The sequence below is a fragment of the Mesorhizobium sp. M0340 genome (genome assembly GCF_040321535.1).
Lineage (GTDB): Bacteria > Pseudomonadota > Alphaproteobacteria > Rhizobiales > Rhizobiaceae > Mesorhizobium.
The window spans coordinates 248,626-272,068 of the sequence record NZ_JAMYRR010000001.1 but is presented as its reverse complement, the minus strand read 5'-3'; the positions used below and the strand labels follow the sequence as shown (position 1 = coordinate 272,068).

The window sequence follows — 23,443 nt, the reverse complement described above, 5'->3', positions numbered from 1 at the left end:
CGCATATTGCGTAGACCCTTTGACCATGAAAATGGGATTCCAAGAGACTCAAGCAGCATACGCAGCGGTTCGCAAAGCGCGAGAATCTGGACGGAGCGGTGGGCGTCAGAATGGCTATACTGCCCCAACTGCGGGAATTCGCGCCTGACGCAGTTTCCGGCAAATCTCCCTGTTGCCGATTTTTACTGCGATAAGTGCGATGATCAATACGAACTAAAAAGCGCAAAGAAACCGTTCGGCAGAAAACTCGCCAATGGTGCGTATAGCAGAAAAATCGAGCGGCTGAATTCGTCAACGAACCCCAACTTTTTTCTACTCAAATACGATTTTAACCAGCGACTGGTGGAGTCCGTCTGCGTTATCCCAAAACATTTTTTCACGCCAGCAATCGTAGAACGCAGGACGCCGCTCTCCCAAGCAGCACGCCGCGCCGGCTGGATTGGTTCGAATATCCTTCTTAGCCGGGTCCCTGAAGCGGGAAGAATCCACCTTGTCAGAAACGGTGTGATCACCTCGAAAGAAGAGGTTTTGGCAGCTTGGAAGCGAACTGTGTTCCTACGCGATGCGCCCCACGACACCAGGGGATGGCTCGTTGAGGTCATGCGATGTATCGAGTCGATCGGCACAGACGAATTTGACATCGACCAGGCCTACGCATTTGAGCCACAGTTGGCTCTCCTTTACCCGAACAACCAGAATATTAGACCTAAAATCCGTCAACAACTTCAGTTTCTTCGCGACAAGGGATATCTTAGGTTCCTGTCCCGTGGTCGATATCAGGTAGCGCGATAACGCAGGTGATCTACGTCAGATCGTTTTTGGTCAGGTCTAAGAATGGCTTGGTATCTCAACAACTACAGATGTTATAAATGTCACAGGTATTGGGCTACTGATTGGTCCTGCGCCTGTGACGACGAGTGTCCATATTGCCAAGCGCGCAATGCGACAGCCATCGATAGCGTCGATCTGACCAACATTGTGGTTCAAGAGAACGACGCGTTTATAGTCCTTAACTCGCCACCGACGGCAGAACACCACCCCGACTACCGGGAAGTTGCGCGGTTCTCTTCAGCCAAACTCGCCGAGGACTTCATAGAGACACTCGACAGAGAATTCTAAACGAGGCGCACGGACTATCTTGTCAGCCGCTTATACGTCATGCGGTGCGGGTTGACCGCGTCCGGCCCGAGTCTACGGATCTTGTCCTGCTCGTAATCCTCGAAATTGCCTTCGAACCATTCGACATGGCTGTCGCCCTCGAAGGCGAGGATGTGCGTCGCCAGACGATCGAGGAACATGCGGTCGTGCGAGATGATGACGGCGCAGCCGGCGAAGTTTTCTAGCGCGTCTTCGAGTGCGGCCAGCGTTTCGGTATCGAGATCGTTGGTCGGTTCGTCGAGCAGCAGCACATTGCCGCCGGTCTTCAGCATCTTGGCCAGATGCACACGGTTGCGCTGGCCGCCGGACAGGTTGCCGACCTTTTGCTGCTGATCGCCGCCGCGAAAGTTGAACGACGCGCAATAGGCGCGCGTGTTGGCCTCGAACTTGCCGAGCTTGACCACTTCGGCGCCGCCCGAGATTTCTTCCCAGACGGTCTTGGTCGGGTCGAGCGCGTCGCGGCTCTGGTCGACATAACCGAGCTTGACCGTCTCGCCGACGCGAATGGTGCCGGCGTCCGGCTTTTCCTGGCCGGTGATCATGCGGAACAGCGTCGTCTTGCCGGCGCCGTTCGGGCCGATGACGCCGACGATGCCGCCCGGCGGCAGCTTGAATTCGAGGTCGTCGATCAAAAGCGTGTCGCCAAAGCCCTTCGACAGGCCCTCGACCTCGATCACTACATTGCCGAGCCGCTCGCCATGCGGAATGACGATCTGCGTGTCGCTCGGACGCCGCTTGTCGGCTGCATCCAGCAGATCCTGGAAGGCCTGGATACGGGCCTTCGACTTGGTCTGCCGGGCTTTCGGGCTGGACTGTATCCACTCGCGCTCGCGGCCGATCGCCCGCTGGCGGGCATCGTCCTCGCGGCCTTCCTGCTTGAGCCGCTTGGCCTTGGCTTCGAGATATTTGGTGTAGTTGCCTTCGTACGGGATACCGCGGCCGCGATCGAGCTCGAGGATCCAGCCGGTGACATTGTCGAGGAAGTAGCGGTCGTGGGTGATGATCATCACCGCGCCTGGATAGGCACGCAGATGCTTTTCCAGCCACGCCGTCGTCTCGGCGTCGAGATGGTTGGTCGGCTCGTCGAGCAGCAGCAAATCGGGCTGGCGCAGCAAGAGCTGGCAGAGCGCGACACGGCGGCGCTCGCCGCCCGACAGCTTGGTGACATCGGCCTCCTTGGGCGGACAGCCGAGCGCTTCCATCGCCATCTCGACCTGCTGTTCGAGATCCCAGAGGTTGAGCCGGTCCATCTCGTCCTGCAGCTTGGCCGACTCGTCCGCCGTCTCGTCGGAATAGTTCATCATCAATTCGTTGTAGCGCTCGATGATGGCGGTCTTGGCCGCGACGCCTTCCATGACGTTTTCGAACACGTTCTTGTTCGGATCGAGCGCCGGCTCCTGCGCCAGGTAACCGACGGTAGCACCCTCGGCCAGCCAGGCCTCGCCGCTCCACTCCTTGTCGATGCCGGCCATGATCTTGAGGATCGTCGACTTGCCGGCGCCGTTGGGGCCGAGGATGCCGATCTTGGCGTCCGGGTAGAAGGACAGATGGATGTTCTCGAGCACCTTCTTGGTGCCGTAGGCCTTGTTGAGGCCGGCCATGTGATAGATGAACTGGCGTGCCACGCGCGCTTTCCCTGAAAAGTCGACTGATGTCGGATTGAATGGAAGTTGGGGGCTATGTAAGCGATGCGGCCCCGAACGGCAAACAGTTTTGGCCCCAAGCGGATTTGGTCGCACCCACAAACGCTTAGCCGCTTCATTTCGTGCCGGCACCCAGGCGAAAGCTCCGGTTAACCATTCCGCGTCAAACAATGTTGGATAGGAAATCGCTGGCAGCCGCGATTTCGGGGAGAGAGATCGGGCCGTGTTGAACAGTTTCCTGCTTTTTGCCGAAGCGGTTCTCTATTTCGGCATCATGGTCACGCTTTTCCGGTTCAGGGGCCGCATCGGCCTCGGCGTCTTTGTTTGCGCCCTTGGCGTCATGCATTTCCTGGAAACCTATCTCGCCAGCGTCTTCTACGTCGCGCTGCCGTTCGGCATGGTATCGCCGGGTTCGGCCGTGCTCTTTTCCGGCAAGCTGGTCATGCTGCTCCTGCTCTACATCAAGGAGGACGCGGCAACTGTCCGCCAGCCGATCTACGGCCTGCTGCTCGGCAATGCCCTGATGATCGGGCTCGTGCTGATCCTGCGCCTGCACGACATCGCACCGCTGCCCGACGGCAAGCTTCCCGACATCGGCTTCATCGACGAGATGGGCTGGCTGATGGTGTGGGGCACGACGCTGCTGTTCGTCGACGCCATCCTGGTCATTCTGCTCTATGAAAAGCTCGGCAAATATCTGCGCAAGGCGCTTTTCACCCGCATCCTGGTCTGCGTCGCCTGCGTGCTCACCTTCGACCAGGCAGGTTTTTTCACGGCGCTGCATTTCGTCACCGGTGCGCCGGTCGCCGTGTTTTTCGGCGGCTGGTTCGCCAAGATGGCAGCGGCCGTGGTCTACAGCACCATGCTGGTCACCTATATCAGGTGGTTCGAGGCGCGGCAGGTGCCGGCGCCGCGCGGGCTTTCCGACATTTTCGACACGCTGACCTATCGCGAGCGCTATGAGGCGCTGGTCGAGCATGTCGGTCGCGACGGCCTCACCGGCCTCCTGCACAGGGGGCGCTTCGACAGCGACGGCGAGGCCGCCGTGGCCACCAGCCTGCGGACCGCCAGGCCGCTCAGCCTGCTGATCATCGATGTCGACCATTTCAAATCGATCAACGACCGCTTCGGCCATGCCGAGGGCGACAGGGTGCTGAAAGCCCTGGCAATTTTGCTTGGCGAACTTGTCGGGACCGACGATCAATTGTTCAGGATCGGCGGCGAGGAATTCGCCATCCTCGGCTGGCGTCCGCAGCCGCTCGCCAGACTGCTGGGCGAGACCGTCAGGCAAGCGGTCAAGACGTCCGCGAGCACCAGCCGGTTCGACATTACCGTCAGCGCCGGCATCTCGACGGTCAGCGAGACGACCCGTTGCCTTGCCGATCTCTTCGCGCTGGCCGACCAGCGTCTCTACAAGGCCAAATCCACGGGACGCGATCGCGTTGTCGGCGAACCGGGCGGCAACGAAGCAGACGGGCGCAACACATGGACCAGGCCGGAGCGCAGCGCCGGCGCGTAACGCTACCCTGGCCTGCGATTGGCTCAATCAGGGTTGTTTGCGCCGCTGCCATGCGCCGATCGCAACCGAAACCGCCATCAGCGCGATCGCCAGCCATTTCAACGCGGTAATAATCGGGCCGGCTTCGATGTCGTAGGCAATGAACAGAAGAATGCCCGGTACCAGCAGGCCGCAGAGCACGAGCGTGATCCGGTTGATCTGCCATGACACTTTTGCCGCAAGCGCCTGATCGCCGGGCACGGCGACAAGTGCGGCCCGCATTGCCTTCGGCGCCACCAGCGCGGTCGAAAGACGCAGCGAGATAGGCAGGCCGATGCCGATGATCAGCAAGGCGCATGCCGCTAGGAGCAGCGAAAACTTCTGCGCACTGGTTTCGGCCGGTAGCGGGAACAGCAGCGCCGCCAGCGGCAGGAAGATACAGAATATCCCGAACGCGGCGATGGCGATGAAGATCGCCGCGTTGACCAGCGTGAACAATTGGTACGTGCCGCCGTCGACGGGTTTGGCGAGCGTGGCCATGCGCGCCCACTCCACTTCGGTGTAGGAAAAGCCCGGCCACTCCATATGGCCGTCGCGGGTCGCCGTCATGCCCTTGGCCCAGAACGCCAACCGCGCCAGCGCGCCGCTCGTCACGCCACTCATCGCCACCCCCTGCGAATGATACCCCCCGGGATCATACCATCCCCGGTGCAAAGCGACAGTCGCGTACGGCCTGTTTACTGGAACCCGACGGCATCGACCGCGCCCTTCGGGCAGCCGGCCTTGGCTGTCGGCGCCGAGGCAAGCAGCAGGGCACCGAGCGAGGCGTTCGACGCAATCGGGCCGGTCAGGCCGAGCGTCAGCTCGCCGATCAGCCGCCTGCCGTTCGAGGGATCGACCACGCAGGAAACGCGGACCCGGTCGCCCGCGCCTTTGCCGAAGGTAACGTCGAAGGTGCTGCGGATCTGATCGGATGTCAGTTGCTTGCCGATGTTCTTGATGAAGAGATCGCGCACCGGCGAAGCATTCATCGCGCGCATCAGGTTCAAGGCGTCGGAGAAATACTCCTGCTGGCTCTTGCCGTAGCAGGTGCCGTGCTTGATCCATTCATGCCTTTCGAGGGCGGACGCGGTGCCGGGCATCACCTGGTCGAGTTCCGATCGCGTTTTCGGGTCGAGGGTGACCGGCGGCAAATCCCGCCAGTGTGCCGGATCGTCGTTCGCCTTGTCGCTTGCCGCGACCTGGCAATAGAAATTTCCGTTCGGCTGCGGCCACAATCCATGCAAGGTGAAGTGGGTCGCATCGAAACCGGCGGCGGTCTGCGCCCGGCATTCGGTCTTGCTGGATTTGGTCTCACAGAAAGCAGGCTGCCAGCTCAGCGCGAAGACATATTCCGGCTTTCCGGACGCCGATGGCTTGTTCGGCTCGGCAGGCGCCGGTGCAGCAGGCATCGTCGACGCGCTGTCGCCCGAAACGTGACCGCAGCTGATCTTGACCCAGCGGCGCTCCGGATCGGCGCCCGGCACGCGAATGAGATAGTGAGTAGGCGCGTCCTTGTTGCCGGCCAGCAGATCATAACTCTGACCAGCCGCGGTCGAGACATTGCCGGGATTCTTGCCGCTCTTGATCGCCTGCGTTGCCGGACAGGCGGCGTCGGCGACGAAAGAGCCGGTCATCTTCACATCGGCCCGCGCCGCGCTTGCGCCGCCAAACGCAAGAAACACCGCCCCCCATATCGCCCAAATCCGCATTCCGGCACTCCTCGTGAATCACGCCGCAAGCTAGAAACTTGCGACATGTCAGAATTACGATTTCTTTCGCCGGCCGTAAAAACAATCGCCAGCGCATTGAGAGGCTCCCGCGTGGTCGATCAGGATCCGCCCGCCTCCACCCGTTCCGTCAGGGTGCGCAGCAGATCAAGCGAGGCTTTCAGCGCGTCGGCGTCCATACCCTCCGAAATGCGGTTCGCCCAAACATGCTGGCGTGTGCCGATATTCTTGACCGCTGCCCGACCGGCATCGGTTATCGACAACAGCTTGGCGCGGCGATGCGCCGGGTTGTCGGCGTAGGCGGCAAGCCCCTCCGCAGCCAGTATGTCGGCCAGCCGCTGTACACTCTGACGGGCGAGACCCATGTCGCGGGCGATGTCGGCCACAGATTTCGGCTCCTTCAAAACTGCACCCAAAACCTGCCAGCGCGCTGCCGTCAGCCCGGTTGGAGCGGCCAGCCGGTCGGCCGCGTCCAGAAAACGGCCGTTCATCCTGAACACGGCAAGCACCAGTTCGGTGAGCACATTTGCCGCTTCGGTCCTGGTCGTCATTTCTGGCCGGCCTCGATGGTCGCGACGAAACTATTAACGGCTTCGGCTACGACCTCGGGCTTGTCAAGCATCACCCAATGGCCGCTGCCTGCCACGATCTGGCGCGGAATGTCCGTGCGCAGCCGGTAGAGCGCGGCTGGAGTGTCACTGGCCTCGGTAGCCAATACGAACATAGGCCCGCGATACGCATCGAGTGCCGGCTCCGGGTTCCATTCGGCCAGCGCCTTGCCGACACCTGCCCTCGCCGCCGGATCGACCACTGCCGCATCGGCCAGAACACGCTGGCGAACAGCCGCGTTCGGGCCGGCAATCGACGTGTAATAGGCGTTCAGGACATCACGGCCTTGCGGACCGGCCAGATCGCGGACAAAGCCGTCACGAATCGCCTGCGGCAGCGCACGAGGATCGGTCGCCGGGTCGACGAGCAAGACACCGGCGACCCGGTCGGCATGGCTGGCGGCATAAGCGAGCGCCACGCCACCGCCGCCGCTGTGCGCGACAATGAGAAACCGCTTCAGGCCAAACGCGTCGGCCACGGCACCGACATCCATTGCACGACCGTCATAACCGTAGTCACCGTCCTGCGCCGGCGCGGAGGCGCCATGACCGCGAAAATCGAAGGCTACCGCCTCGCGGCCTTCGACGGAGAGCTGCATCACGCGGTCCCAGTGGGAAGCGCGGCTGCAATCTCCATGCAGGAACATGATCGGCAGGCCATTGCCGACGTCGATCCTATAAGTGGCAAGCTGGCCTTGCGGGCCTGGAACAGTGGACGTCATCATGGTCATCTCCCTGGTTTCCTGACTGAACGCAGCAATCCCTGACAACAGGGTGGCCGTCGTGAAGGCGAAGCCCGCCAGCAAGATTGCACGCCGCGAAATGGCCCCGGTGCTTTTCATAGTCATACCCCCAATCTGCCGCTGACAATTTGACAGTATGCTGTCATGTAATCACATTGACAGCATACTGTCAATTGCCGTCGAATGGGTACCTACGTCTCTTGACGTCGATCGCCGCGTCGCCCAACAGTCGCCGACGGGAGCGAGACATGCCATTTGACAAGCAGAGGATGCTGGCATCGCCGACCGGCGCCGAGCTCAACCTTTATGTGAAACACGCCACCGGCCAACCGCACGCCATTGTCCAGATCAATCACGGGCTGGCCGAGCACGCGGCGCGCTATGCCCGCTTCGCCGATTTCCTCGGCGAGCGCGGCTACCAGGTCTACGCGCACGACCACCGTGGCCACGGCGCCACCAAGGCGCCCGATGCGCCACCGGGCAGGTTCGCCGATGCGGATGGCGGTGCCAAGGTCATCGCCGATGTCGCCGCCGTCCATGATCTCATCGCCAGGGAACGGCCTGGCCTGCCGGTCATCGTCTTCGGTCACTCCTTGGGCGCGTCGGTCGCGCTGAACTTTGTCCTCCGCCACTCGCCACGCATCCATGCTGCCGCGATCTGGAACGGCAATTTCTCGGCCGGATTGCTCGGCCAAATCGCGCTGGGCATGCTTGCCTGGGAAAGGTTCCGGCTTGGCTCAGACGTCCCGTCGCGCATGCTGCCCCGGCTGACGTTCCGGGCCTGGGGCAAGGCAGTGCCCGATCGCCGGACGCCATTCGACTGGCTGTCGCGCGATGCCGCCGAAGTCGAGAAATACATCGCCGACCCGCTCTGCGGCTGGGACGCATCGGTGTCGATGTGGCAGGACATCGTCAAGATGACGCTGCATTGCGGCAGCGACCGCAATTTTTCCGGCGTGCGGCGCGACCTGTTCGTCAATCTGGTCGGAGGCGAGCAAGATCCGGCCTCCGACGGCGGCAAGGCGGTCAGCCATCTTGCCGGCCGGATGCACATGATGGGTTTTTCGAATCTCGTTTCAAAGGTTTACGCCAAAACCCGCCATGAAAGCCTGAACGAGATCAACCGAGACGTCATCATGGAGGATTTTGCCGCCTGGGCCGACCGCGTGCTGAGGGCACAGTGATACTGGCCCATTGCAAGGGCCGTGACAGCGGCGCGCGGGATTGATAGAGGCTGCGCTTTCGACCAACCATGGTGATCCATGACTGAGCCGCCGCTCAAAGGCATCCGCGTCATCGAACTCGCACGCATCCTTGCCGGGCCATGGGCCGGGCAGCTGCTTGCCGACCTCGGCGCCGACGTGATCAAGGTCGAGAGCCCGGACGGCGGCGACGACACCCGCAAATGGGGACCGCCCTTCGTCATCGGCCATGACGGCGAGAACCTTTCAGCCGCTTATTACCATTCCTGCAACCGCGGCAAGCGCTCCATCGCTATTGACTTCTCGACGCCCGAGGGTGCCGAGACGGTGCGCCGGCTGGTCGCGACATCGGATGTGCTGATCGAAAACTTCAAGGTCGGCGGACTGAAGAAATACGGCCTCGATTATGACAGCCTGAGGAAAATCAACCCACGGCTGATCTATTGCTCGATCACCGGTTTTGGCCAGTCGGGGCCGTACGCGCCGCGCGCCGGCTATGATTTCATCATCCAGGGCATGGCCGGCATGATGTCGATCACCGGCGAAGCCGGCCGCGAGCCGCAAAAGGCGGGTGTCGCCATCTCGGATGTTTTCACCGGGCTTTATTCGGTCATTGCCATCCAGGCGGCGCTTCGCCATGCCGAGAAGACCGGCGAAGGCCAGCATATCGACATGGCGCTCTACGACACCCAGATTTCGACGCTCGGCAACCAGAACCTCAACTATCTCGTCTCCGGACAGTCGCCGGTGCAGATGGGCAATGCGCATATGAACATCGCGCCCTACGAAGTGGTGCCGGTGAAAAATGGCCACATCATCCTGGCGGTCGGCAATGACGGCCAGTTCGCAAAATTCTGCGCTGCCGTCGGCCTCGACGAGCTGGCGTCGAACCCTGACTTCGCCACCAATCCCGCCCGCGTCGCCAACCGGGCAAAGCTGCGCGAGCACATGATAGAGGCGCTGAAGGCCTTCGATCGCGATCCGCTTCTGGCCAGGCTCGAAGCCGCCGGCGTGCCGGCCAGCCCGATCAACAACATAGGCCAGATGTTTGCCGACCCGCAGACCATAGCGCGCGGCATGCGGCTCGACCTCGATGACGGCCATGGCAATCTCTTGCCCTCGGTGCGGGCGCCGATGGTCATGTCCGGCACGCCGCTGGTCTATGAACGTCCGTCACCGCGTCTCGGCGAACACACCGAAGAAATCCTTGCCGAACTGGAGAGGTCAGGAAAATGAAGACCGGCGGACAACTCATCGTCGATGCGCTCGAAGCCAACGGAACGGACCGTATCTATTGCGTGCCCGGCGAATCCTATCTGGCGGTGCTCGACGCGCTGCACGACTCGCCGATCCGCACCATCGTCTGCCGCCAGGAGGGCGGTGCCGCGATGATGGCCGACTGCCACGGCCGCCTGACCGGCAAGCCCGGCATCTGCTTCGTCACCCGCGGCCCAGGCGCCACCAATGCCTCGGCCGGCATCCACATCGCGATGCAGGATTCGGTCCCCCTGATCCTGTTCATTGGCCAGGTCGCCAGCCACGCCAAGGGGCGCGAGGCTTTTCAGGAAGTCGACTACGTCAGGTTCTTCGGTGATATCGCCAAATGGGTGGTCGAGATCGACGACGCCGCACGCATCCCCGAATTCGTCACGCGGGCCTTTTCGGTGGCGACCTCCGGCCGGCCCGGCCCGGTCGTCATCTCGCTGCCCGAGGACATGCTGACCAGCCTCGCCGAGGCACCGCAAGCCCGGCATTACACCCCTGTCGAGACGCGGCCCGGCGAAGTCGAGCTCGACGCGCTGGAAGTGTTGCTCAACAAGGCAAAGCAGCCCTTCGTCATCCTTGGCGGTACGCGCTGGGATGCGCAGGCTGTTGCCCAGATGCGGACGATAGCCGAAGCCTGGTCGCTGCCGGTCGGCTGCTCCTTCCGCCGCCAGATGCTGTTCGACCATCTCCACCCGAACTATGCCGGCGATGTCGGCATCGGCATCAACCCCAAGGTAGCAACCGCCATCAAGCAGGCCGACCTCGTGCTGCTCATCGGCGGCCGTATGGGCGAGATGCCGTCATCCGACTACACGCTGCTGAAGAGCCCCTACCCCGACCAGACGCTGGTCCATGTCCATGCCGACGCCGGCGAGCTCGGCCGCGTCTACCGGCCGGCGCTGGCGATCAATGCCTCGCCTGCTGCTTTCGTCGAAGCCTTTGCCCGACGCAAGCCGGCTGCAACGCCGGTGTGGGCGGCTGAGGCAGCGAAGCTGCATTCCGCCTATCTCGACTGGTCAACGCCTCCGGAAAGCGGCCCCGGCGCCGTCCAGATGGGGCCGATCATGAATTATCTCGAAACGATACTGCCGGACGACGCCATCCTCACCAACGGCGCCGGCAACTACGCCACCTGGGTGCATCGTTACCATCGCTTCCGGCGTTTCGGCACGCAGGCAGCACCCACATCCGGCTCGATGGGCTACGGCACGCCGGCGGCGGTCGCCGCCAAGCAGCTCTATCCCGACCGCGACGTGATCGCCTTCGCCGGCGACGGTTGTTTCCTGATGAACGGCCAGGAATTCGCCACCGCCGTGCAATACGCACTGCCGATCATCGTCGTTGTCGTCAACAACGGCATCTACGGCACGATCCGCATGCACCAGGAGCGCGAATATCCCGGCCGTATCGTCGCCACGGATCTGAAAAATCCCGACTTCGCGGCGCTCGCGCGTGCCTATGGTGGTCATGGCGAAACAGTCGAGAAGACCGCCGACTTCGCGCCGGCCTTTGAACGCGCCCGCGCCAGCGGCAAACCGTCGATCGTCGAGATCAGGCTCGATCCCGAGGCAATCACGCCGACGCGGACCATGACCCAGATACGGGACGGGGCCTAAGCGCCAAAGGGATAGGTCGAATTCCCTTCCCAAACTTCAACAGGTTGATACAGCGCTATGATCGCTGCGCTACATCGTCGATGGCGCCTTTTCGATCTGCCCGCGGATCTCGCCATCCGCGTGGGCCGCGGTGTGGATGTTGACGTAGTACTTGCCCGCCTCCAAATCGGTCGCCTGGGCATCGGTCAACGTCGCCGAGCCCTTGATCGGGCTCCTCAGCTTGCCTTCGAACGGTATCACCGGGTCGGCGTTTTCGCCCTTTGCCGCCGGGCCGTGAATGTGTGCGGCCTTCGCCGGCCCGCTGAGGCCGGAATATCTCACTGTCCAGCTGAGTTTCTTGGTTGTGGTGTTGAACCTGAGCGTGGCGGTGCCCTTGCCCTTCGTTGTGACGGGCGGGCTCTGCTGAGCGCCATCGAGCGTCGCAGTCATCTTTATGGTTTCGGCCAGGGCCGGTGAAGCAGAGAAGATGGCTGCAGAAATGGCCAGCGCCGAAAGCATCGGCGTGAAGGACTGGATGCGCATGGAAACCTCCGTTGTGACACCCTTGAGGCGGATGCACCGGCACAACGATTTTGCGAGCGGATGTTTCCGCCGGTAACGTTCATTTTACATCCCACTAAAAAGGGGCGGTCGCCCGCCCCTTTTCCGCTACAAGCCAGTTTGACAGCCCTATTTGATGGCCTTGTCGGTGATCGCCGTCGTGTAGGCGCCGGTAGGCTCCTTGCTGATGATCTTCTGGTCGAGCAGCGCCTTGGCCGTGCGCTCGTAGGTCGCCGGATCGAGCTTGCCATCGGCATTGTCGATCAGCTTGGCGACTTCGCCCATCATGCGCTTCTGGTGATTCTCGTCCTGGCCGCCATTGTCCATGACGATGCCAGCCGCTTCGTCGGAATTGTCGACGGCGTATTTCCAACCCTTCATCGAAGCGCGCACGAAACGCACCATCTTGTCCTCGAAGGCCGGATCCTTGAGCTTGTCCTCCAGGGCATAGAGCCCGTCTTCGAGCAGATCGTTGCCCATGGCGGAATAGTTGAAGACGGTCAGCTCTTCCGGCTTGTAGCCGGCGTCGATGAGCTGCCAGTACTCGTTATAGGTCATCACCGAAATGCAATCCGCCTGCTTCTGGATCAGCGGCTGCACGTCAAAGCTCTGCTTGAGCACGGTGACGCCGTCCGGCCCGCCATCGGTCTTGAGGCCAAGCTTGTTCATCCAGGCATAGAACGGATACTCGTTGCCGAAGAACCAGACGCCGAGCGTGTGGCCCTTGAAGTCGGCTTCCGTCTTGACCGGCCCGTCCTTCGGGCAGACCAGCTCCATACCGGCTTTCTTGAACGGCTGGGCGATGTTGACCAGCGGCACGCCCTTTTCGCGGGCAGCCAGCGCGCCGCCCATCCAGTCGACGATGACGTCGGCGCCGCCGCCGGCGATGACCTGCTCCGGCGCAATATCGGGACCGCCGGGCTTGATCTCGACGTCGAGGCCTTCGGCCTCATAGAAACCTTTGTCCTTGGCGACATAATAACCGGCGAACTGTGCCTGGGTGACCCATTTCAGCTGCAGTGTCACCTTGTCTGCGGCCATCGCCTGGAACGCGGCAAGCGACATCGCGCCGGCCAGCATCGAAACAACAAGTCTTTTCATGTTTTTACCCTCTGAAGTTAGCGCCCTAAACCAACCGCCCCTATCCACCACGGACAGAGGGATGCCAAAACGTGATTGCTCTCTCGAAAAAAGCGACCACGCCATAAAAGACCGAACCCGCAAGTGCTGCAACTGCGATTTCGGCCCACACCATGTCGATGTTCATCCGCCCGACTTCCGTCGAAATGCGGAACCCCATGCCGACCACCGGGGTGCCGAAGAACTCGGCGACAATGGCGCCGATCAGCGCTAGCGTCGAATTGATCTTCAACGCATTGAAGATGAAGGGCGCGGCCGCCGGCAGCCGCAGCTTGAACAGCGTCTGCCAATAGCTCGAGGCATAGGTGCGCATCAGGTCGCGCTCCATATGGCCGGAGGCGGCAAGCCCGGCGACGGTGTTCACCAGCATCGGGAAGAAGGTCATGATGATGACCACCGCTGCCTTCGACTGCCAGTCGAAGCCGAACCACATGACCATGATCGGCGCGACGCCGATGATCGGCAGCGCCGATACCATATTGCCGATCGGCAAAAGCCCGCGCCGCAGGAACGGCACGCGGTCGGCGGCGATGGCAACGAGGAAGCCGGCGCTGCTCCCCACCACATAGCCGAAGATGACCGCCTTGAAGATGGTCTGCCTGACATCGGCCGCCAGCACCGGCAGCGAGCCGACGATGCGGGCACCGATGGCGCTTGGCGGCGGCAGCAGGATGAAGGGAATGCCGGCACCACGCGTCACCGCTTCCCAGATGATCAGGATCCAGGCGCCGAAGATGGCCGGAATGATCAGGCGCAGGGCGGTTGACGCCCAGCGCGACGTCGGGCGAAACGACGACAACACGGTTACGCAGCGCCAGGCCAAAAACCACGCGGCGGCGAGCAGCAGATAGAAGGATGCGCGAGCGCTGCCCTCATTGCCGGTTATGCCGGCGAGCAGCATCCACGCCGCGCCATGCGCGCCAAGGAACAGCAACACCACCCCGATCATCGGTGGAAAGTTGTCGGCCTCGATTGCCACGAGCAGCAGAATGAAAATCGAAACCGTAGTCGCTATGCCGTAACCGGGCGTAGCACTGACGAGCGGCAAAACAAGCAGCGCGCCGACAAACAGGACAAGCGCGGCATACCCCTGCCAGGATCGAGGCGTGATTGAGGAAAGGCTCAGGATGGAGCTCATGCCGGCCTCCCGCCCATGGCGCGGTCGACAAGGCGCCCGGCAATGCCGACCAGCATAACCAGCAGCGCCGCCACCACCGACCCGGCAACCAGCGCCGACCAGATGTCGATGGTCTGGCTGTAATAGGCGCCGGCGAGCAGTTTGGCGCCGATGCCGGCGACGGCGCCGGTCGGCAGCTCGCCGACGATGGCGCCGACCAGGCTGGCGGCCACCGCCACCTTCATCGAGGTGAACAGGAACGGCACCGAGGCCGGCACCCGCAATTTCCAGAAGGTCTGCGAAGGACTGGCATTATAGGTGTGCATCAGGTCGAGATGGGTAAGCTCGGGCGAGCGAAGCCCCTTCACTATGCCGACCGCCACCGGGAAGAACGACAGATAGGTCGAGATCAGTGCCTTCGGGATCAGCCCGGTGATGCCGACAGCGGCCAGCACAACGATGATCATCGGTGCCACCGCCAGGATCGGAATGGTCTGCGACGCGATGATCCACGGCATCAGGCTGCGGTCGAGCGTCGCCACATGCACGATGCCGACGGCGATGACGATGCCGAGCGCCGTGCCGAAGGCAAAGCCGAGCAGCGTCGACGACAGCGTCACCCAGGCATTGTAGACAAGGCTGCGGTTCGAGGTGATGCTGCGCAGAAAGGTGTTTTCGAAAAAATTCACTGCCACCTGATGCGGCGCCGGCAGCGTCGGCTTCGGCTGCGCCAGCGTCTTGCCGATGAACTCGACGACGCCGGGTGTCTGATTGGCGCGGCGGTCGAGATCGCGCTGGAAGGGCGTGTTGAGGATGACAGCCATGACGTACCAGACGACGACGACGCCCAGGAGGATCGAGGTCACCGGAACGATCTTGTCGCGAAACGAGTCCATTCTAGCAGGCCTCGCCGGGTAAGCGCCCTCCTCTCCCCAACGGGGAGAGGGTGGCTGGAGCGAAGCGGAGGCCGGGCATTTTCGCCCCGGCAATCGTTTCTTTCGTCATCCTAGGGCGGAGCAGCCGCGAAGCGGCGTGCGTAAAGGGAGCGCCCAACCGCGCCTTCGTCATCCTAGGGCGCAGCAAGGAGCGAAGCGACGCGGCGCAGACCCTAGGATCCATGCCGTTACCTTCCCGCTCCGAAGCGGTGCTGAAAATGGCTCCCTCTCTGGAAGGAACGGCGCTTGCGGTGGCTTGCCCGGCGCTTATTCTCGACCGCTTGCGCGTTTCGGCCGACGTCACGGCATGGATCCCAGGGTCTGCGCACGCCGCTTCGCGGTGGCTCCGCCCTAGGATGACGAAAGCACGGTTAGCGCCTCCCTCGCGAGGGCGATGCACCTCCTGGGTCGAACGCGCAAGCCCGTTCCGCGCCGCCTCAATCATCATAGCTGTGCCCCGCCCTCAGCCCGTCCCGCACCCGCGCGGCGATGGCCAGGAACTCCGGCGTCTCGCGGATATCGAGCGGCCGCTTTTTCGGCAGCGTCGATTCTATGACGTCGCTGACACGCCCTGGGCGCGGCGACATGACGACGATGCGCGTCGACAGATACACCGCCTCGGGGATCGAATGCGTGACGAAGCAGATGGTCTTGTTGGTTCGTTCCCAAAGCTCCAGCAACTGTTCGTTGAGGTGATCGCGCACGATCTCGTCGAGCGCGCCGAACGGCTCGTCCATCAACAAAAGGTCGGCGTCGAAGGCGAGCGCCCGCGCGATCGAGGCGCGCTGCTGCATGCCGCCCGAGAGCTGCCAGGGGTATTTCTTCTCGAAGCCGCTGAGATTGACGAGGTCGAGGGTTCGCTTGATACGCGCCGCCTGCTCCGCCCTGGACAGGCCCATGATCTCCAGCGGCAGCGCCACATTGCGCTCGATCGTGCGCCACGGATAAAGTGCGGCCGCCTGAAAGACATAGCCATAGGCGCGGCTCTGGCGCGCCTGCTCGGGCGTCATGCCGTTGACGGAGATGGCTCCCGATGTCGGCTTCTCCAGATCGGCGATCACGCGCAGCAAAGTTGTCTTGCCGCAGCCGGAGGGCCCGATGAAGGACACGAATTCGCCCTTGCCGATGGTCAGGTCGACATTAGACAGCGCCTGCACCGGACCATCGTTGGTCTGGAAGGTCAGGCCAAGCTTGCTTGCCGAAACAACGGCTGGCGATACTCCCGTCATCGGCCGTAGCCTGTCGCTTCCGGCCACTGCGGCGCCGGCCGGAATCCCATTGATTTTACCCCGATGTTGCTTTCCACTCGCCCAGTCCTACTCGCCCCAGTTTTACTCGCCCCAGTTCGACGCGCCCTTGTCCCATCAGATAGACGCCCGGAGTTGCCCCGATGTCGCCCAAACCGACGTGCCATCTTATCCGCCCTGAAAGCTCTTATGAAGGCAAACAGGGCCTGAGTTATTTCGCCGGCATCGCCGCCGAAACAGTCGGCTCGTCCGGCATCTGCATGCATCTGCTGACCATGCCGCCGGGTGCCCGCGCCAAGGCGCATTTGCACGAAAACCATGAAACCGCGATCTATGTGCTCTCCGGCGAAGTCCATACCTGGTATGGCGACCGGCTTGAACAGCATATCGTGGTCAAGGCCGGCGATCTTTTCTACATTCCGGCCGGCGTGCCGCATCTGCCGGCCAATCTGAACGACAGCCCCGCCTCGGCGGTCATTGCCCGCACCGATCCCAACGAACAGGAAAGCGTCGTCCTGCTGCCGGAACTGGACGGGTTGGTCGCCTGAAGCCGGCATCGAGGCGGCGGCCGTCATCGGCACCGTCACGAACATGATTTCAGCGGCCCTATCTCCTCGAGGCCGGGGATGGTCACGAAGAAACCGTCCTCTCCTTTGTTGACGACCGTGACGACATCCGTGGTCGTCCCCGCCTCGCCCTCGGCCAAACAGGTGGAGTTCAACAACTGGGTGCCAGGCATCGTCGTCAATCGCTGTGCGAACTCGCAGCCGCTGCCATAGGTTTCGACGCCGTCGGCGGTCAGCACGACATAATCGTCGCTGTCCTGATAACCGAGCCGTACGCCGGCGCAACCGACCTCATTGCCATAGGAACCGGCAAGGACGTCAGCCGCCGCCGGCCGGGCGGCAAGGATCACCGCGGCCAGTGAGATAATCGCACCGTGGCTCGCCAAGCTCAAACGCCCGTCGCCGGGATGCCTGTACGTTCCACCTTGCGCGGCGCGGAAATCTCCTTCCAGGTCGACAGTGCCCGGTTGACCGCCGCGTTGGGCTCGCGAGCGACGAACTCGCCATGGCCGGGCTTTGCCTTGACTTCGTTTTCCTCGATCGACAGTTCGCCGCGCGAGAAGACGAAGCGCGGCAGGCCGGTCACCTCGAAACCTTCGAAGACGTTGTAGTCGATCACCGACTGCTGCTTCTTGGCCGTGATCTTCTTCTTGCGCTTCGGGTCCCAGACGAGGATGTCGGCGTCCGCGCCTTCGACGATGGCGCCCTTCTTCGGGTACATGTTGAGTATCTTGGCGATGTTGGTCGAGGTCACCGCGACGAACTCGTTCATCGTCAGCCGGCCGGTGTTGACGCCGGTCGTCCACAACACCGGCAAACGATCCTCGAGCCCGCCGGTGCCATTCGGAATCTTGGTGAAGTCGCCGACGCCGTTGCGCTTCTGTTTGGTGGTGAAGGCACAATGGTCGGTCGCCACCACTTGCAGCGACCCGGCCTGCAGGCCGGCCCACAGCGAATCCTGGTGCCATTTGTTGCGGAAGGGCGGGCTCATCACGCGGCGTGCCGCATGGTCCCAGTCCTTGTTGAAATACTCGCTCTCGTCCAGCGTCAGATGCTGGATCAGCGGCTCGCCGAACACCCGCATGCCTTTCTGCCGCGCGCGGCGGATGGCCTCGTGCGCCTGCTCGCAGGAGACATGCACGACATACAGCGGCACGCCAGCCATGTCGGCGATCATGATGGCGCGGTTGGTCGCCTCGCCTTCCACTTCCGGCGGGCGCGAATAGGCGTGCCCCTCCGGGCCATTGTTGCCCGCCGCCAGCAGCTTCTGCGACAGGGCGGCCACCACGTCGCCATTCTCGGCATGGACCAGCGGCAGCGCGCCAAGATCGGCGCAGCGCTGGAACGACGAATAGAGCTCGTCGTCGTCGACCATCAGCGCGCCCTTGTAGGCCATGAAATGCTTGAACGAGGTAATGCCCCTGTCGACGACGGTGGCCATTTCGTCGAACACCTGCTTGCCCCACCAGGTGATCGCCATGTGGAAGGAATAATCGCAGGACGCCTTCGAGGTCTTGTTGTCCCACATCTGCAGGGCCTCAAGCAGTGATTGCTGCGGCGACGGCAGGCAGAAATCGACGACCATCGTCGTGCCGCCGGCAAGGGCCGCGCGGGTGCCGGATTCGAAGTCATCGGCCGAATAGGTGCCCATGAATGGCATTTCGAGATGGGTGTGCGGGTCGATGCCGCCCGGCATCACATAGCAGCCGCTGGCGTCGAACTCATGGTCGCCGTGAAGATTGGAACCGATGGCGACGATCTTGCCGTGCCGCATCAGCACATCGGCCTTCCAGGTGCGGTCGGCTGTGACGATGGTGCCGTTTCGGATGACTTTGGTCATTTTCTTGTTCCCTTGTTCTCTCGCGCTTCTTGTGAGCGTCTTGTCGGTGTTACAGGCGGGGTCAGGACCAACGGGGCTGTAAATGGCCTCTACATGACTCCAACTTCCCGCAGTATCTCTTCGATACACCCGTCGAAAGATTCCGCCAGATCTCCGGTCGAAAACCGCAGCACACGATAGCCCTGCCGGCCAAACCATGCATCGCGTATCCGATCCTTGTCCATTTGCTCCGGCGTGAAGTGATGCTCTCCGTCTACTTCGATGACGAGGTTCTTCTCATGCAGAACGAAGTCCGCAATGTAAGGCCCGATCGGCGCCTGCTTCCTGGCATGCAGGCCGTAGAGATGACGGAACTCTTTCAATTCCGACCAGAGCTTGCGTTCGCCATCCGTCATGTTTCGGCGTAATGCCCTGGCACGTTTGATGGCGGCGGGGTCGATACCGGTCGGTGCCAAAACGAGTACCCCCACCCTCAATCTCTTCCCGCAAAGGCAGAGAAATCGCGTACTAATTTTTTGCGAAGAGGGACCCCCACCCTAACCCTCCCCACAAGGGGGAGGGAATGCTGCCGCGCAATCCGACTTACGACCTTGGCGTTGGAAACGTTGGTAATTTGCCGCAAATCGGCGCTGACAGGAGTTCCCTCCCCCTTGTGGGGAGGGTTAGGGTGGGGGTCCCTCTTCGCAAGAATCCGTCTGGTCCAGCCCAAACCTCTCACCCTACGATCTCCGCCGTGTCCACCACCGCATGGAACAGCACGTCGGCGCCGGCCGCTGCCCATTCCTTGGTGATTTCCTCGGCCTCGTTGTGGCTGAGACCGTCGACGCAAGGGCACATCACCATTGCGGTGGGCGCAACGCGGTTGATCCAGCAAGCGTCATGGCCGGCGCCCGAGACGATATTGCGATGCGTATATCCCAAGCGCTCCGCCGCATCCCGCACAGCCTTGACGCAGCCCGCGTCGAAGGTGACCGGGTCGAAATGGCCGACCTGCTCGATTTGATATTTGATATCGAGCGCGTCGCAGATCGTGTCGATGCCTTCGCGGATGCGCCCGTCCATGGCGTCCAGCACCTCCTTTTCCGGCGAGCGGATGTCGATGGTGAAGACGGTGCGCCCGGCGATGATGTTGCGCGAGTTCGGATAGACCTCCATATGGCCGACCGCGCCGACGGCGTCGGGTTGGTAGTCCATGGCGATCTCGTGCACCAATTCGATCACCCGCGCCATGCCGAGCCCGGCATTGCGCCGCTTCGGCATCGGCGTCGAGCCGGTGTGCGCCTCCTTGCCGGTCAGCGTCACCTGCAGCCATTTCAACCCTTGCCCATGGGTGACGACACCGATGTCGATGCCCTCGTCCTCGAGGATCGGGCCCTGCTCGATATGCAATTCGAAGAAGGCGTGGATCTTTCGGTCACCGACTTTCTCGGTGCCCTTCCAGCCGATCCGTTCGAGTTCCTCGCCGAATTTCTTGCCGTCCTTGTCGACATGTGAATAGACGTCGGCCTGGTCGAGCACGCCGGCGAATACCCCGGACGCCATCATTGCCGGCGCAAAGCGGGCGCCTTCCTCGTTGGTCCAGTTGGTGACGACGATCGGGTGCTTGGTCTTGATGCCGAGATCGTTGAGCGAGCGCACGACCTCCAGGCCGCCGAGCACGCCGAGCACGCCGTCATACTTGCCGCCGGTCGGCTGGGTGTCGAGATGGCTGCCGACATAGACCGGCGGCAGGCTGGGGTCGGTGCCTTCGCGGCGGGCAAACATCGTGCCCATCTCGTCGACGCCCATTTCGAGCCCCGCCTCATCGCACCAGCGCTTGAACAGGTGCCGCCCTTCGCCGTCCTCGTCGGTAACGGTCTGGCGATTATTGCCGCCGGCAATGCCGGGGCCGATCTTCGCCATCTCCATTATCGAATCCCACAAACGGTCTGAATTGATTCGCAGATTCTCGCCGGGGGCGGCCATGGATAGTCCTTTACGCTTTCAGTTCATTGAGGAACATTTGTGCCAGGCGCGGTTCTCCTGGACGATTGGACCCTTGCTCCGCCCTCAATTCAACCAGCCGCTGCATAGGAGCAAAGAGGTCGGCAAAACCCATCTTTTCTCGAACCAAGACAAGCTCGTCTCCTATTGCGTCCAGCCGCTTTACACTTTCCGGCAAATGACGATCTTCGAGATGTGCCGGAAGGGTTCCTTCGTTCTGGCCGAACAGACCCCATCGACCGTCGGCGCAATCGCGAAGCGCAACAAGTAAAGCATCGAAATAGGCCGTCTCGAGAGACTGCCTTTCCTTCTCCAATGCCGCTTCGCGCTTTGCAGAGGCCATTCACACCCTTCCTAGTCTATCGATCGCAACACATCACGGACGTGGTCGATCAATTCGTTGATCTGGCCTTTGGTGATGATCAGCGGCGGCGACAGCGCGATGATGTCGCCGGTGGTTCGGATCAATGCACCGCGCTCGAACGCTTTCACAAAAGCCGAGAAGGCCCGCTTCGTCGGCTGCCCGGCGATCGGCGCCAGTTCGATCGCGCCGATCAGGCCGATGTTGCGGATGTCGATGACGTTCGGCTCGCCCTTCAGCGAATGCAGCGCGTCCTCCCAGTACGGCGCCAGTTCCTCGCCGCGCGTCAGCAGCCCCTCTTCCTTGTAGGTGTCGAGCGTGCCCAGCGCCGCGGCGCAGGCGATCGGATTGCCCGAATAGGTGTAGCCGTGGAAGAACTCGATCATGTGCTCGGGCCCGGTCATGAAGGCGTCGTGGATTTCCTTCTTCACGAACACCGCGCCCATCGGGATGACGCCGTTGGAGACGCCTTTGGCGGTGGTCATGATATCGGGCGTGACGCCGAAATAGTCGGCGGCAAACGGCGTGCCGAGACGGCCGAAGCCGGTGATGACCTCATCGAAAATCAGCAAGATGCCGTGCTTGGTGCAGATCTCGCGAAGCTTCTGCAAATAGCCCTTCGGCGGCAGGATGACGCCGGTGGAACCGGCAACCGGCTCAACGATGACGGCGGCGATTGTCGAGGCGTCGTGCAGGGCAACGATACGCTCTAATTCGTTCGCCAGTTCGGCGCCATGCTCGGGCACGCCCTTGGTGAAGGAGTTCTTTTCCGGCAGATGGGTGTGTGGCATGTGATCGACCCCGCCGAGCAGCGTGCCGAACATCTTGCGGTTTGTAACGATGCCGCCAACCGAAATGCCGCCGAAATTGACGCCGTGATAGCCGCGTTCGCGGCCGATCAGGCGGGTGCGCGAGCCCTCGCCTTTTGCGCGGTGATAGGCGATGGCCATCTTCAGCGCGGTCTCGACCGATTCCGATCCGGAATTGGTGAAGAACACATGGTCCATGCCCTTCGGCGCGATATCGACCAGCCGATTTGCAAGCTCGAACACGATCGGGTGACCCATCTGGAACGCCGGCGCATAATCGAGCTCTGCCGCCTGGCTCTGGATCGCCTCGGTGATTTTCGGACGGCAGTGGCCGGCATTGACGCACCACAGGCCGGCGGTGCCGTCGAGAACCTTGCGCCCGTCGCTGGTCGTGTAATGCATGTCCTTGGCGGACACGAACATGCGCGGCGCCTGCTTGAACTGCCGGTTTGCCGTGAACGGCATCCAGAATGCGCTGAGATCGTTCGGCGTGACTTTCAGCCGGTTGGACATGACCAAGACTTCCCCTTGTAACCCGTTTCGGTGCGGCTAACGCCTGGTCTTTCCAACACTTGGTCTTTGCTGCGTTTTCGTGCTACGCAAATTTTTGACCGGTTGGACAAACGTTAGCACCGCCTTATCAGCGGTCAAGGGATTACTAGCGGAAATGCGGCTTTCGAAGTGCGCTCCACAGGGCGGAGAAAAACTGGTCCAGAGAATTGGTCCAGACACGCCTCGCGGCGAAGGTTTTTCGAGGTGACGGGGGCGGTCGAAAGCTCCGCTCCTCGCCGCACCCGCATCCAGCTGGAAAAGCGCGAGCTCATTTTAGAGGCGGCGCTCGAAGTCTTCTCCACCAACGGTTTTCGCGGCTCGACCATCGACCAGATCGCCGAAGCCGCCGGCATGTCGAAGCCGAACCTGCTCTATTACTTCCGCCGCAAGGAGGACATCCACGAGACGCTGATGCAGCGGCTTCTCGACACCTGGCTCGCGCCGCTGCGCGAACTCGACGACATTGGCGATCCCTTGACCGAACTGCGCAGCTATATCAGGCGCAAGCTCGAAATGGCGCGCGATTTCCCGCGCGAGAGCCGGCTGTTCGCCAACGAGATCCTGCAGGGCGCGCCGCGCATCATGCCGATGCTGGAGGGCGAATTGAAGACACTGGTCGACGAGAAGGCCAACGTCATTAAGGGCTGGATGCGCGCCGGCAAGATTGCCCGCACCGACCCCTGGCACCTGATCTTCTCGATCTGGGCGACGACGCAGCATTATGCCGATTTCGACGTCCAGGTCCGCGCCGTGCTCGGCCCCGATCGCGGCGGCGACGGCCGCTTCGAGGATGCCGCAAGGTTTCTCGAGCAACTGTTCATTGACGGGCTGAAGCCGAAGGGCTGAGGCT

At 62.1% G+C, this 23,443-nt stretch carries 23 protein-coding genes; 7 read left to right on the top strand and 16 right to left on the bottom strand.

The window, feature by feature from the left end:
* The first annotated feature begins 6 nt into the window (after positions 1–6).
* A complete protein-coding gene (locus NKI79_RS01425) occupies positions 7–792 on the top strand; it encodes a DpnI domain-containing protein (RefSeq protein ID WP_352799478.1) in 786 nt (261 codons plus the stop codon).
* 341 nt (positions 793–1,133) lie between these two features.
* Here the strand turns inward: NKI79_RS01425 and ettA are convergent, their stop codons facing one another.
* On the bottom strand, positions 1,134–2,783 hold the full coding sequence (gene ettA / locus NKI79_RS01420; protein ID WP_254819019.1) for an energy-dependent translational throttle protein EttA: 1,650 nt from the start codon (positions 2,781–2,783) through the stop codon (positions 1,134–1,136).
* A 241-nt stretch (positions 2,784–3,024) separates the two neighbouring features.
* On the opposite strand from ettA, the gene NKI79_RS01415 reads away from it, so the two are divergent.
* The gene (locus NKI79_RS01415; RefSeq protein ID WP_352475397.1) at positions 3,025–4,320 is read left to right on the top strand and encodes a GGDEF domain-containing protein; all 1,296 of its coding nucleotides are present in this window, start codon (positions 3,025–3,027) and stop codon (positions 4,318–4,320) included.
* Positions 4,321–4,347: 27 nt separating this feature from the next.
* Here the strand turns inward: NKI79_RS01415 and NKI79_RS01410 are convergent, their stop codons facing one another.
* The 4 genes from NKI79_RS01410 to NKI79_RS01395 all read right to left on the bottom strand — a co-directional run bounded on the left by NKI79_RS01410 (position 4,348) and on the right by NKI79_RS01395 (position 7,401).
* Positions 4,348–4,962: a hypothetical protein gene (locus tag NKI79_RS01410; RefSeq protein ID WP_352475746.1), complete on the bottom strand. Its 615-nt coding sequence runs from the start codon at positions 4,960–4,962 to the stop codon at positions 4,348–4,350.
* A 74-nt stretch (positions 4,963–5,036) separates the two neighbouring features.
* Positions 5,037–6,050, bottom strand: a complete 1,014-nt coding sequence (locus NKI79_RS01405; RefSeq protein ID WP_352799477.1) for a ribonuclease T2 — start codon at positions 6,048–6,050, stop codon at positions 5,037–5,039.
* Between the two features lie 119 nt (positions 6,051–6,169).
* Positions 6,170–6,619 (bottom strand): MarR family winged helix-turn-helix transcriptional regulator, encoded by a 450-nt coding sequence (locus NKI79_RS01400; protein WP_352799476.1) that lies wholly within the window; start codon positions 6,617–6,619, stop codon positions 6,170–6,172.
* Entirely contained in the window at positions 6,616–7,401 is a 786-nt protein-coding gene (locus tag NKI79_RS01395) for an alpha/beta fold hydrolase (protein ID WP_352799475.1), read from the bottom strand. The genes NKI79_RS01400 and NKI79_RS01395 overlap by 4 nt, the downstream gene beginning before the upstream one ends.
* A gap of 266 nt (positions 7,402–7,667) precedes the next feature.
* On the opposite strand from NKI79_RS01395, the gene NKI79_RS01390 reads away from it, so the two are divergent.
* The 3 genes from NKI79_RS01390 (at position 7,668) to NKI79_RS01380 (ending at position 11,503) form a co-directional block, all read left to right on the top strand.
* Positions 7,668–8,603, top strand: coding sequence for an alpha/beta fold hydrolase (locus NKI79_RS01390; RefSeq protein WP_352799474.1), 936 nt, complete (start codon positions 7,668–7,670; stop codon positions 8,601–8,603).
* Between the two features lie 78 nt (positions 8,604–8,681).
* Entirely contained in the window at positions 8,682–9,857 is a 1,176-nt protein-coding gene (locus NKI79_RS01385; RefSeq protein WP_352505567.1) for a CaiB/BaiF CoA transferase family protein, read from the top strand.
* Positions 9,854–11,503: a thiamine pyrophosphate-binding protein gene (locus NKI79_RS01380; protein ID WP_352799473.1), complete on the top strand. Its 1,650-nt coding sequence runs from the start codon at positions 9,854–9,856 to the stop codon at positions 11,501–11,503. The genes NKI79_RS01385 and NKI79_RS01380 overlap by 4 nt, the downstream gene beginning before the upstream one ends.
* A 69-nt stretch (positions 11,504–11,572) precedes the next feature.
* Here the strand turns inward: NKI79_RS01380 and NKI79_RS01375 are convergent, their stop codons facing one another.
* The 5 genes from NKI79_RS01375 to NKI79_RS01355 all read right to left on the bottom strand — a co-directional run bounded on the left by NKI79_RS01375 (position 11,573) and on the right by NKI79_RS01355 (position 16,464).
* The gene (locus tag NKI79_RS01375) at positions 11,573–12,025 is read right to left on the bottom strand and encodes a CHRD domain-containing protein (RefSeq protein ID WP_254819028.1); all 453 of its coding nucleotides are present in this window, start codon (positions 12,023–12,025) and stop codon (positions 11,573–11,575) included.
* Between the two features lie 147 nt (positions 12,026–12,172).
* Positions 12,173–13,144: an ABC transporter substrate-binding protein gene (locus tag NKI79_RS01370; RefSeq protein WP_254819029.1), complete on the bottom strand. Its 972-nt coding sequence runs from the start codon at positions 13,142–13,144 to the stop codon at positions 12,173–12,175.
* A gap of 40 nt (positions 13,145–13,184) precedes the next feature.
* Positions 13,185–14,321: an ABC transporter permease gene (locus NKI79_RS01365; RefSeq protein ID WP_254819030.1), complete on the bottom strand. Its 1,137-nt coding sequence runs from the start codon at positions 14,319–14,321 to the stop codon at positions 13,185–13,187.
* Positions 14,318–15,196 carry an ABC transporter permease gene (locus tag NKI79_RS01360; protein ID WP_352799470.1) on the bottom strand — a complete coding sequence of 293 codons (879 nt, stop codon included), beginning with the start codon at positions 15,194–15,196 and terminating at the stop codon, positions 14,318–14,320. The genes NKI79_RS01365 and NKI79_RS01360 overlap by 4 nt, the downstream gene beginning before the upstream one ends.
* A gap of 476 nt (positions 15,197–15,672) precedes the next feature.
* A complete protein-coding gene (locus tag NKI79_RS01355) occupies positions 15,673–16,464 on the bottom strand; it encodes an ABC transporter ATP-binding protein (RefSeq protein WP_352453396.1) in 792 nt (263 codons plus the stop codon).
* A gap of 161 nt (positions 16,465–16,625) precedes the next feature.
* Here NKI79_RS01355 and NKI79_RS01350 point away from each other — a divergent pair, with 161 nt between their 5' ends.
* The gene (locus NKI79_RS01350; RefSeq protein WP_352799469.1) at positions 16,626–17,030 is read left to right on the top strand and encodes a cupin domain-containing protein; all 405 of its coding nucleotides are present in this window, start codon (positions 16,626–16,628) and stop codon (positions 17,028–17,030) included.
* Between the two features lie 35 nt (positions 17,031–17,065).
* Here the strand turns inward: NKI79_RS01350 and NKI79_RS01345 are convergent, their stop codons facing one another.
* The 6 genes from NKI79_RS01345 to aptA all read right to left on the bottom strand — a co-directional run bounded on the left by NKI79_RS01345 (position 17,066) and on the right by aptA (position 22,554).
* Entirely contained in the window at positions 17,066–17,434 is a 369-nt protein-coding gene (locus NKI79_RS01345) for a hypothetical protein (RefSeq protein ID WP_352799468.1), read from the bottom strand.
* A 2-nt stretch (positions 17,435–17,436) separates the two neighbouring features.
* Positions 17,437–18,888, bottom strand: a complete 1,452-nt coding sequence (gene hydA, locus NKI79_RS01340; protein ID WP_352799466.1) for a dihydropyrimidinase — start codon at positions 18,886–18,888, stop codon at positions 17,437–17,439.
* 89 nt (positions 18,889–18,977) lie between these two features.
* The gene (locus NKI79_RS01335) at positions 18,978–19,343 is read right to left on the bottom strand and encodes an endonuclease domain-containing protein (RefSeq protein ID WP_352799464.1); all 366 of its coding nucleotides are present in this window, start codon (positions 19,341–19,343) and stop codon (positions 18,978–18,980) included.
* A 259-nt stretch (positions 19,344–19,602) separates the two neighbouring features.
* A complete protein-coding gene (locus NKI79_RS01330) occupies positions 19,603–20,853 on the bottom strand; it encodes a Zn-dependent hydrolase (protein ID WP_352799462.1) in 1,251 nt (416 codons plus the stop codon).
* A 10-nt stretch (positions 20,854–20,863) separates the two neighbouring features.
* Positions 20,864–21,214 carry a hypothetical protein gene (locus tag NKI79_RS01325; protein WP_352475409.1) on the bottom strand — a complete coding sequence of 117 codons (351 nt, stop codon included), beginning with the start codon at positions 21,212–21,214 and terminating at the stop codon, positions 20,864–20,866.
* Positions 21,215–21,225: 11 nt separating this feature from the next.
* Positions 21,226–22,554, bottom strand: a complete 1,329-nt coding sequence (aptA, locus tag NKI79_RS01320; RefSeq protein WP_352799460.1) for an omega-aminotransferase AptA — start codon at positions 22,552–22,554, stop codon at positions 21,226–21,228.
* Positions 22,555–22,797: 243 nt separating this feature from the next.
* On the opposite strand from aptA, the gene NKI79_RS01315 reads away from it, so the two are divergent.
* Positions 22,798–23,439: a TetR family transcriptional regulator C-terminal domain-containing protein gene (locus NKI79_RS01315; protein ID WP_254819042.1), complete on the top strand. Its 642-nt coding sequence runs from the start codon at positions 22,798–22,800 to the stop codon at positions 23,437–23,439.
* Positions 23,440–23,443 lie beyond the last annotated feature (4 nt).

What these genes read in the sequence shown, in the direction of transcription:
- NKI79_RS01410 (WP_352475746.1), bottom strand. Translation starts at nt 4,962, where the DNA reads ATGAGTGGCGTGACGAGCGGCGCGCTGGCGCGGTTGGCGTTCTGGGCC.
- NKI79_RS01405 (WP_352799477.1), bottom strand. Translation starts at nt 6,050, where the DNA reads ATGCGGATTTGGGCGATATGGGGGGCGGTGTTTCTTGCGTTTGGCGGC.
- NKI79_RS01400 (WP_352799476.1), bottom strand. Translation starts at nt 6,619, where the DNA reads ATGACGACCAGGACCGAAGCGGCAAATGTGCTCACCGAACTGGTGCTT.
- NKI79_RS01395 (WP_352799475.1), bottom strand. Translation starts at nt 7,401, where the DNA reads ATGATGACGTCCACTGTTCCAGGCCCGCAAGGCCAGCTTGCCACTTAT.
- NKI79_RS01390 (WP_352799474.1), top strand. Translation starts at nt 7,668, where the DNA reads ATGCCATTTGACAAGCAGAGGATGCTGGCATCGCCGACCGGCGCCGAG.
- NKI79_RS01385 (WP_352505567.1), top strand. Translation starts at nt 8,682, where the DNA reads ATGACTGAGCCGCCGCTCAAAGGCATCCGCGTCATCGAACTCGCACGC.
- NKI79_RS01380 (WP_352799473.1), top strand. Translation starts at nt 9,854, where the DNA reads ATGAAGACCGGCGGACAACTCATCGTCGATGCGCTCGAAGCCAACGGA.
- NKI79_RS01375 (WP_254819028.1), bottom strand. Translation starts at nt 12,025, where the DNA reads ATGCGCATCCAGTCCTTCACGCCGATGCTTTCGGCGCTGGCCATTTCT.
- NKI79_RS01370 (WP_254819029.1), bottom strand. Translation starts at nt 13,144, where the DNA reads ATGAAAAGACTTGTTGTTTCGATGCTGGCCGGCGCGATGTCGCTTGCC.
- NKI79_RS01365 (WP_254819030.1), bottom strand. Translation starts at nt 14,321, where the DNA reads ATGAGCTCCATCCTGAGCCTTTCCTCAATCACGCCTCGATCCTGGCAG.
- NKI79_RS01360 (WP_352799470.1), bottom strand. Translation starts at nt 15,196, where the DNA reads ATGGACTCGTTTCGCGACAAGATCGTTCCGGTGACCTCGATCCTCCTG.
- NKI79_RS01355 (WP_352453396.1), bottom strand. Translation starts at nt 16,464, where the DNA reads ATGACGGGAGTATCGCCAGCCGTTGTTTCGGCAAGCAAGCTTGGCCTG.
- NKI79_RS01350 (WP_352799469.1), top strand. Translation starts at nt 16,626, where the DNA reads ATGTCGCCCAAACCGACGTGCCATCTTATCCGCCCTGAAAGCTCTTAT.
- hydA (WP_352799466.1), bottom strand. Translation starts at nt 18,888, where the DNA reads ATGACCAAAGTCATCCGAAACGGCACCATCGTCACAGCCGACCGCACC.
- NKI79_RS01330 (WP_352799462.1), bottom strand. Translation starts at nt 20,853, where the DNA reads ATGGCCGCCCCCGGCGAGAATCTGCGAATCAATTCAGACCGTTTGTGG.
- NKI79_RS01325 (WP_352475409.1), bottom strand. Translation starts at nt 21,214, where the DNA reads ATGGCCTCTGCAAAGCGCGAAGCGGCATTGGAGAAGGAAAGGCAGTCT.
- aptA (WP_352799460.1), bottom strand. Translation starts at nt 22,554, where the DNA reads ATGTCCAACCGGCTGAAAGTCACGCCGAACGATCTCAGCGCATTCTGG.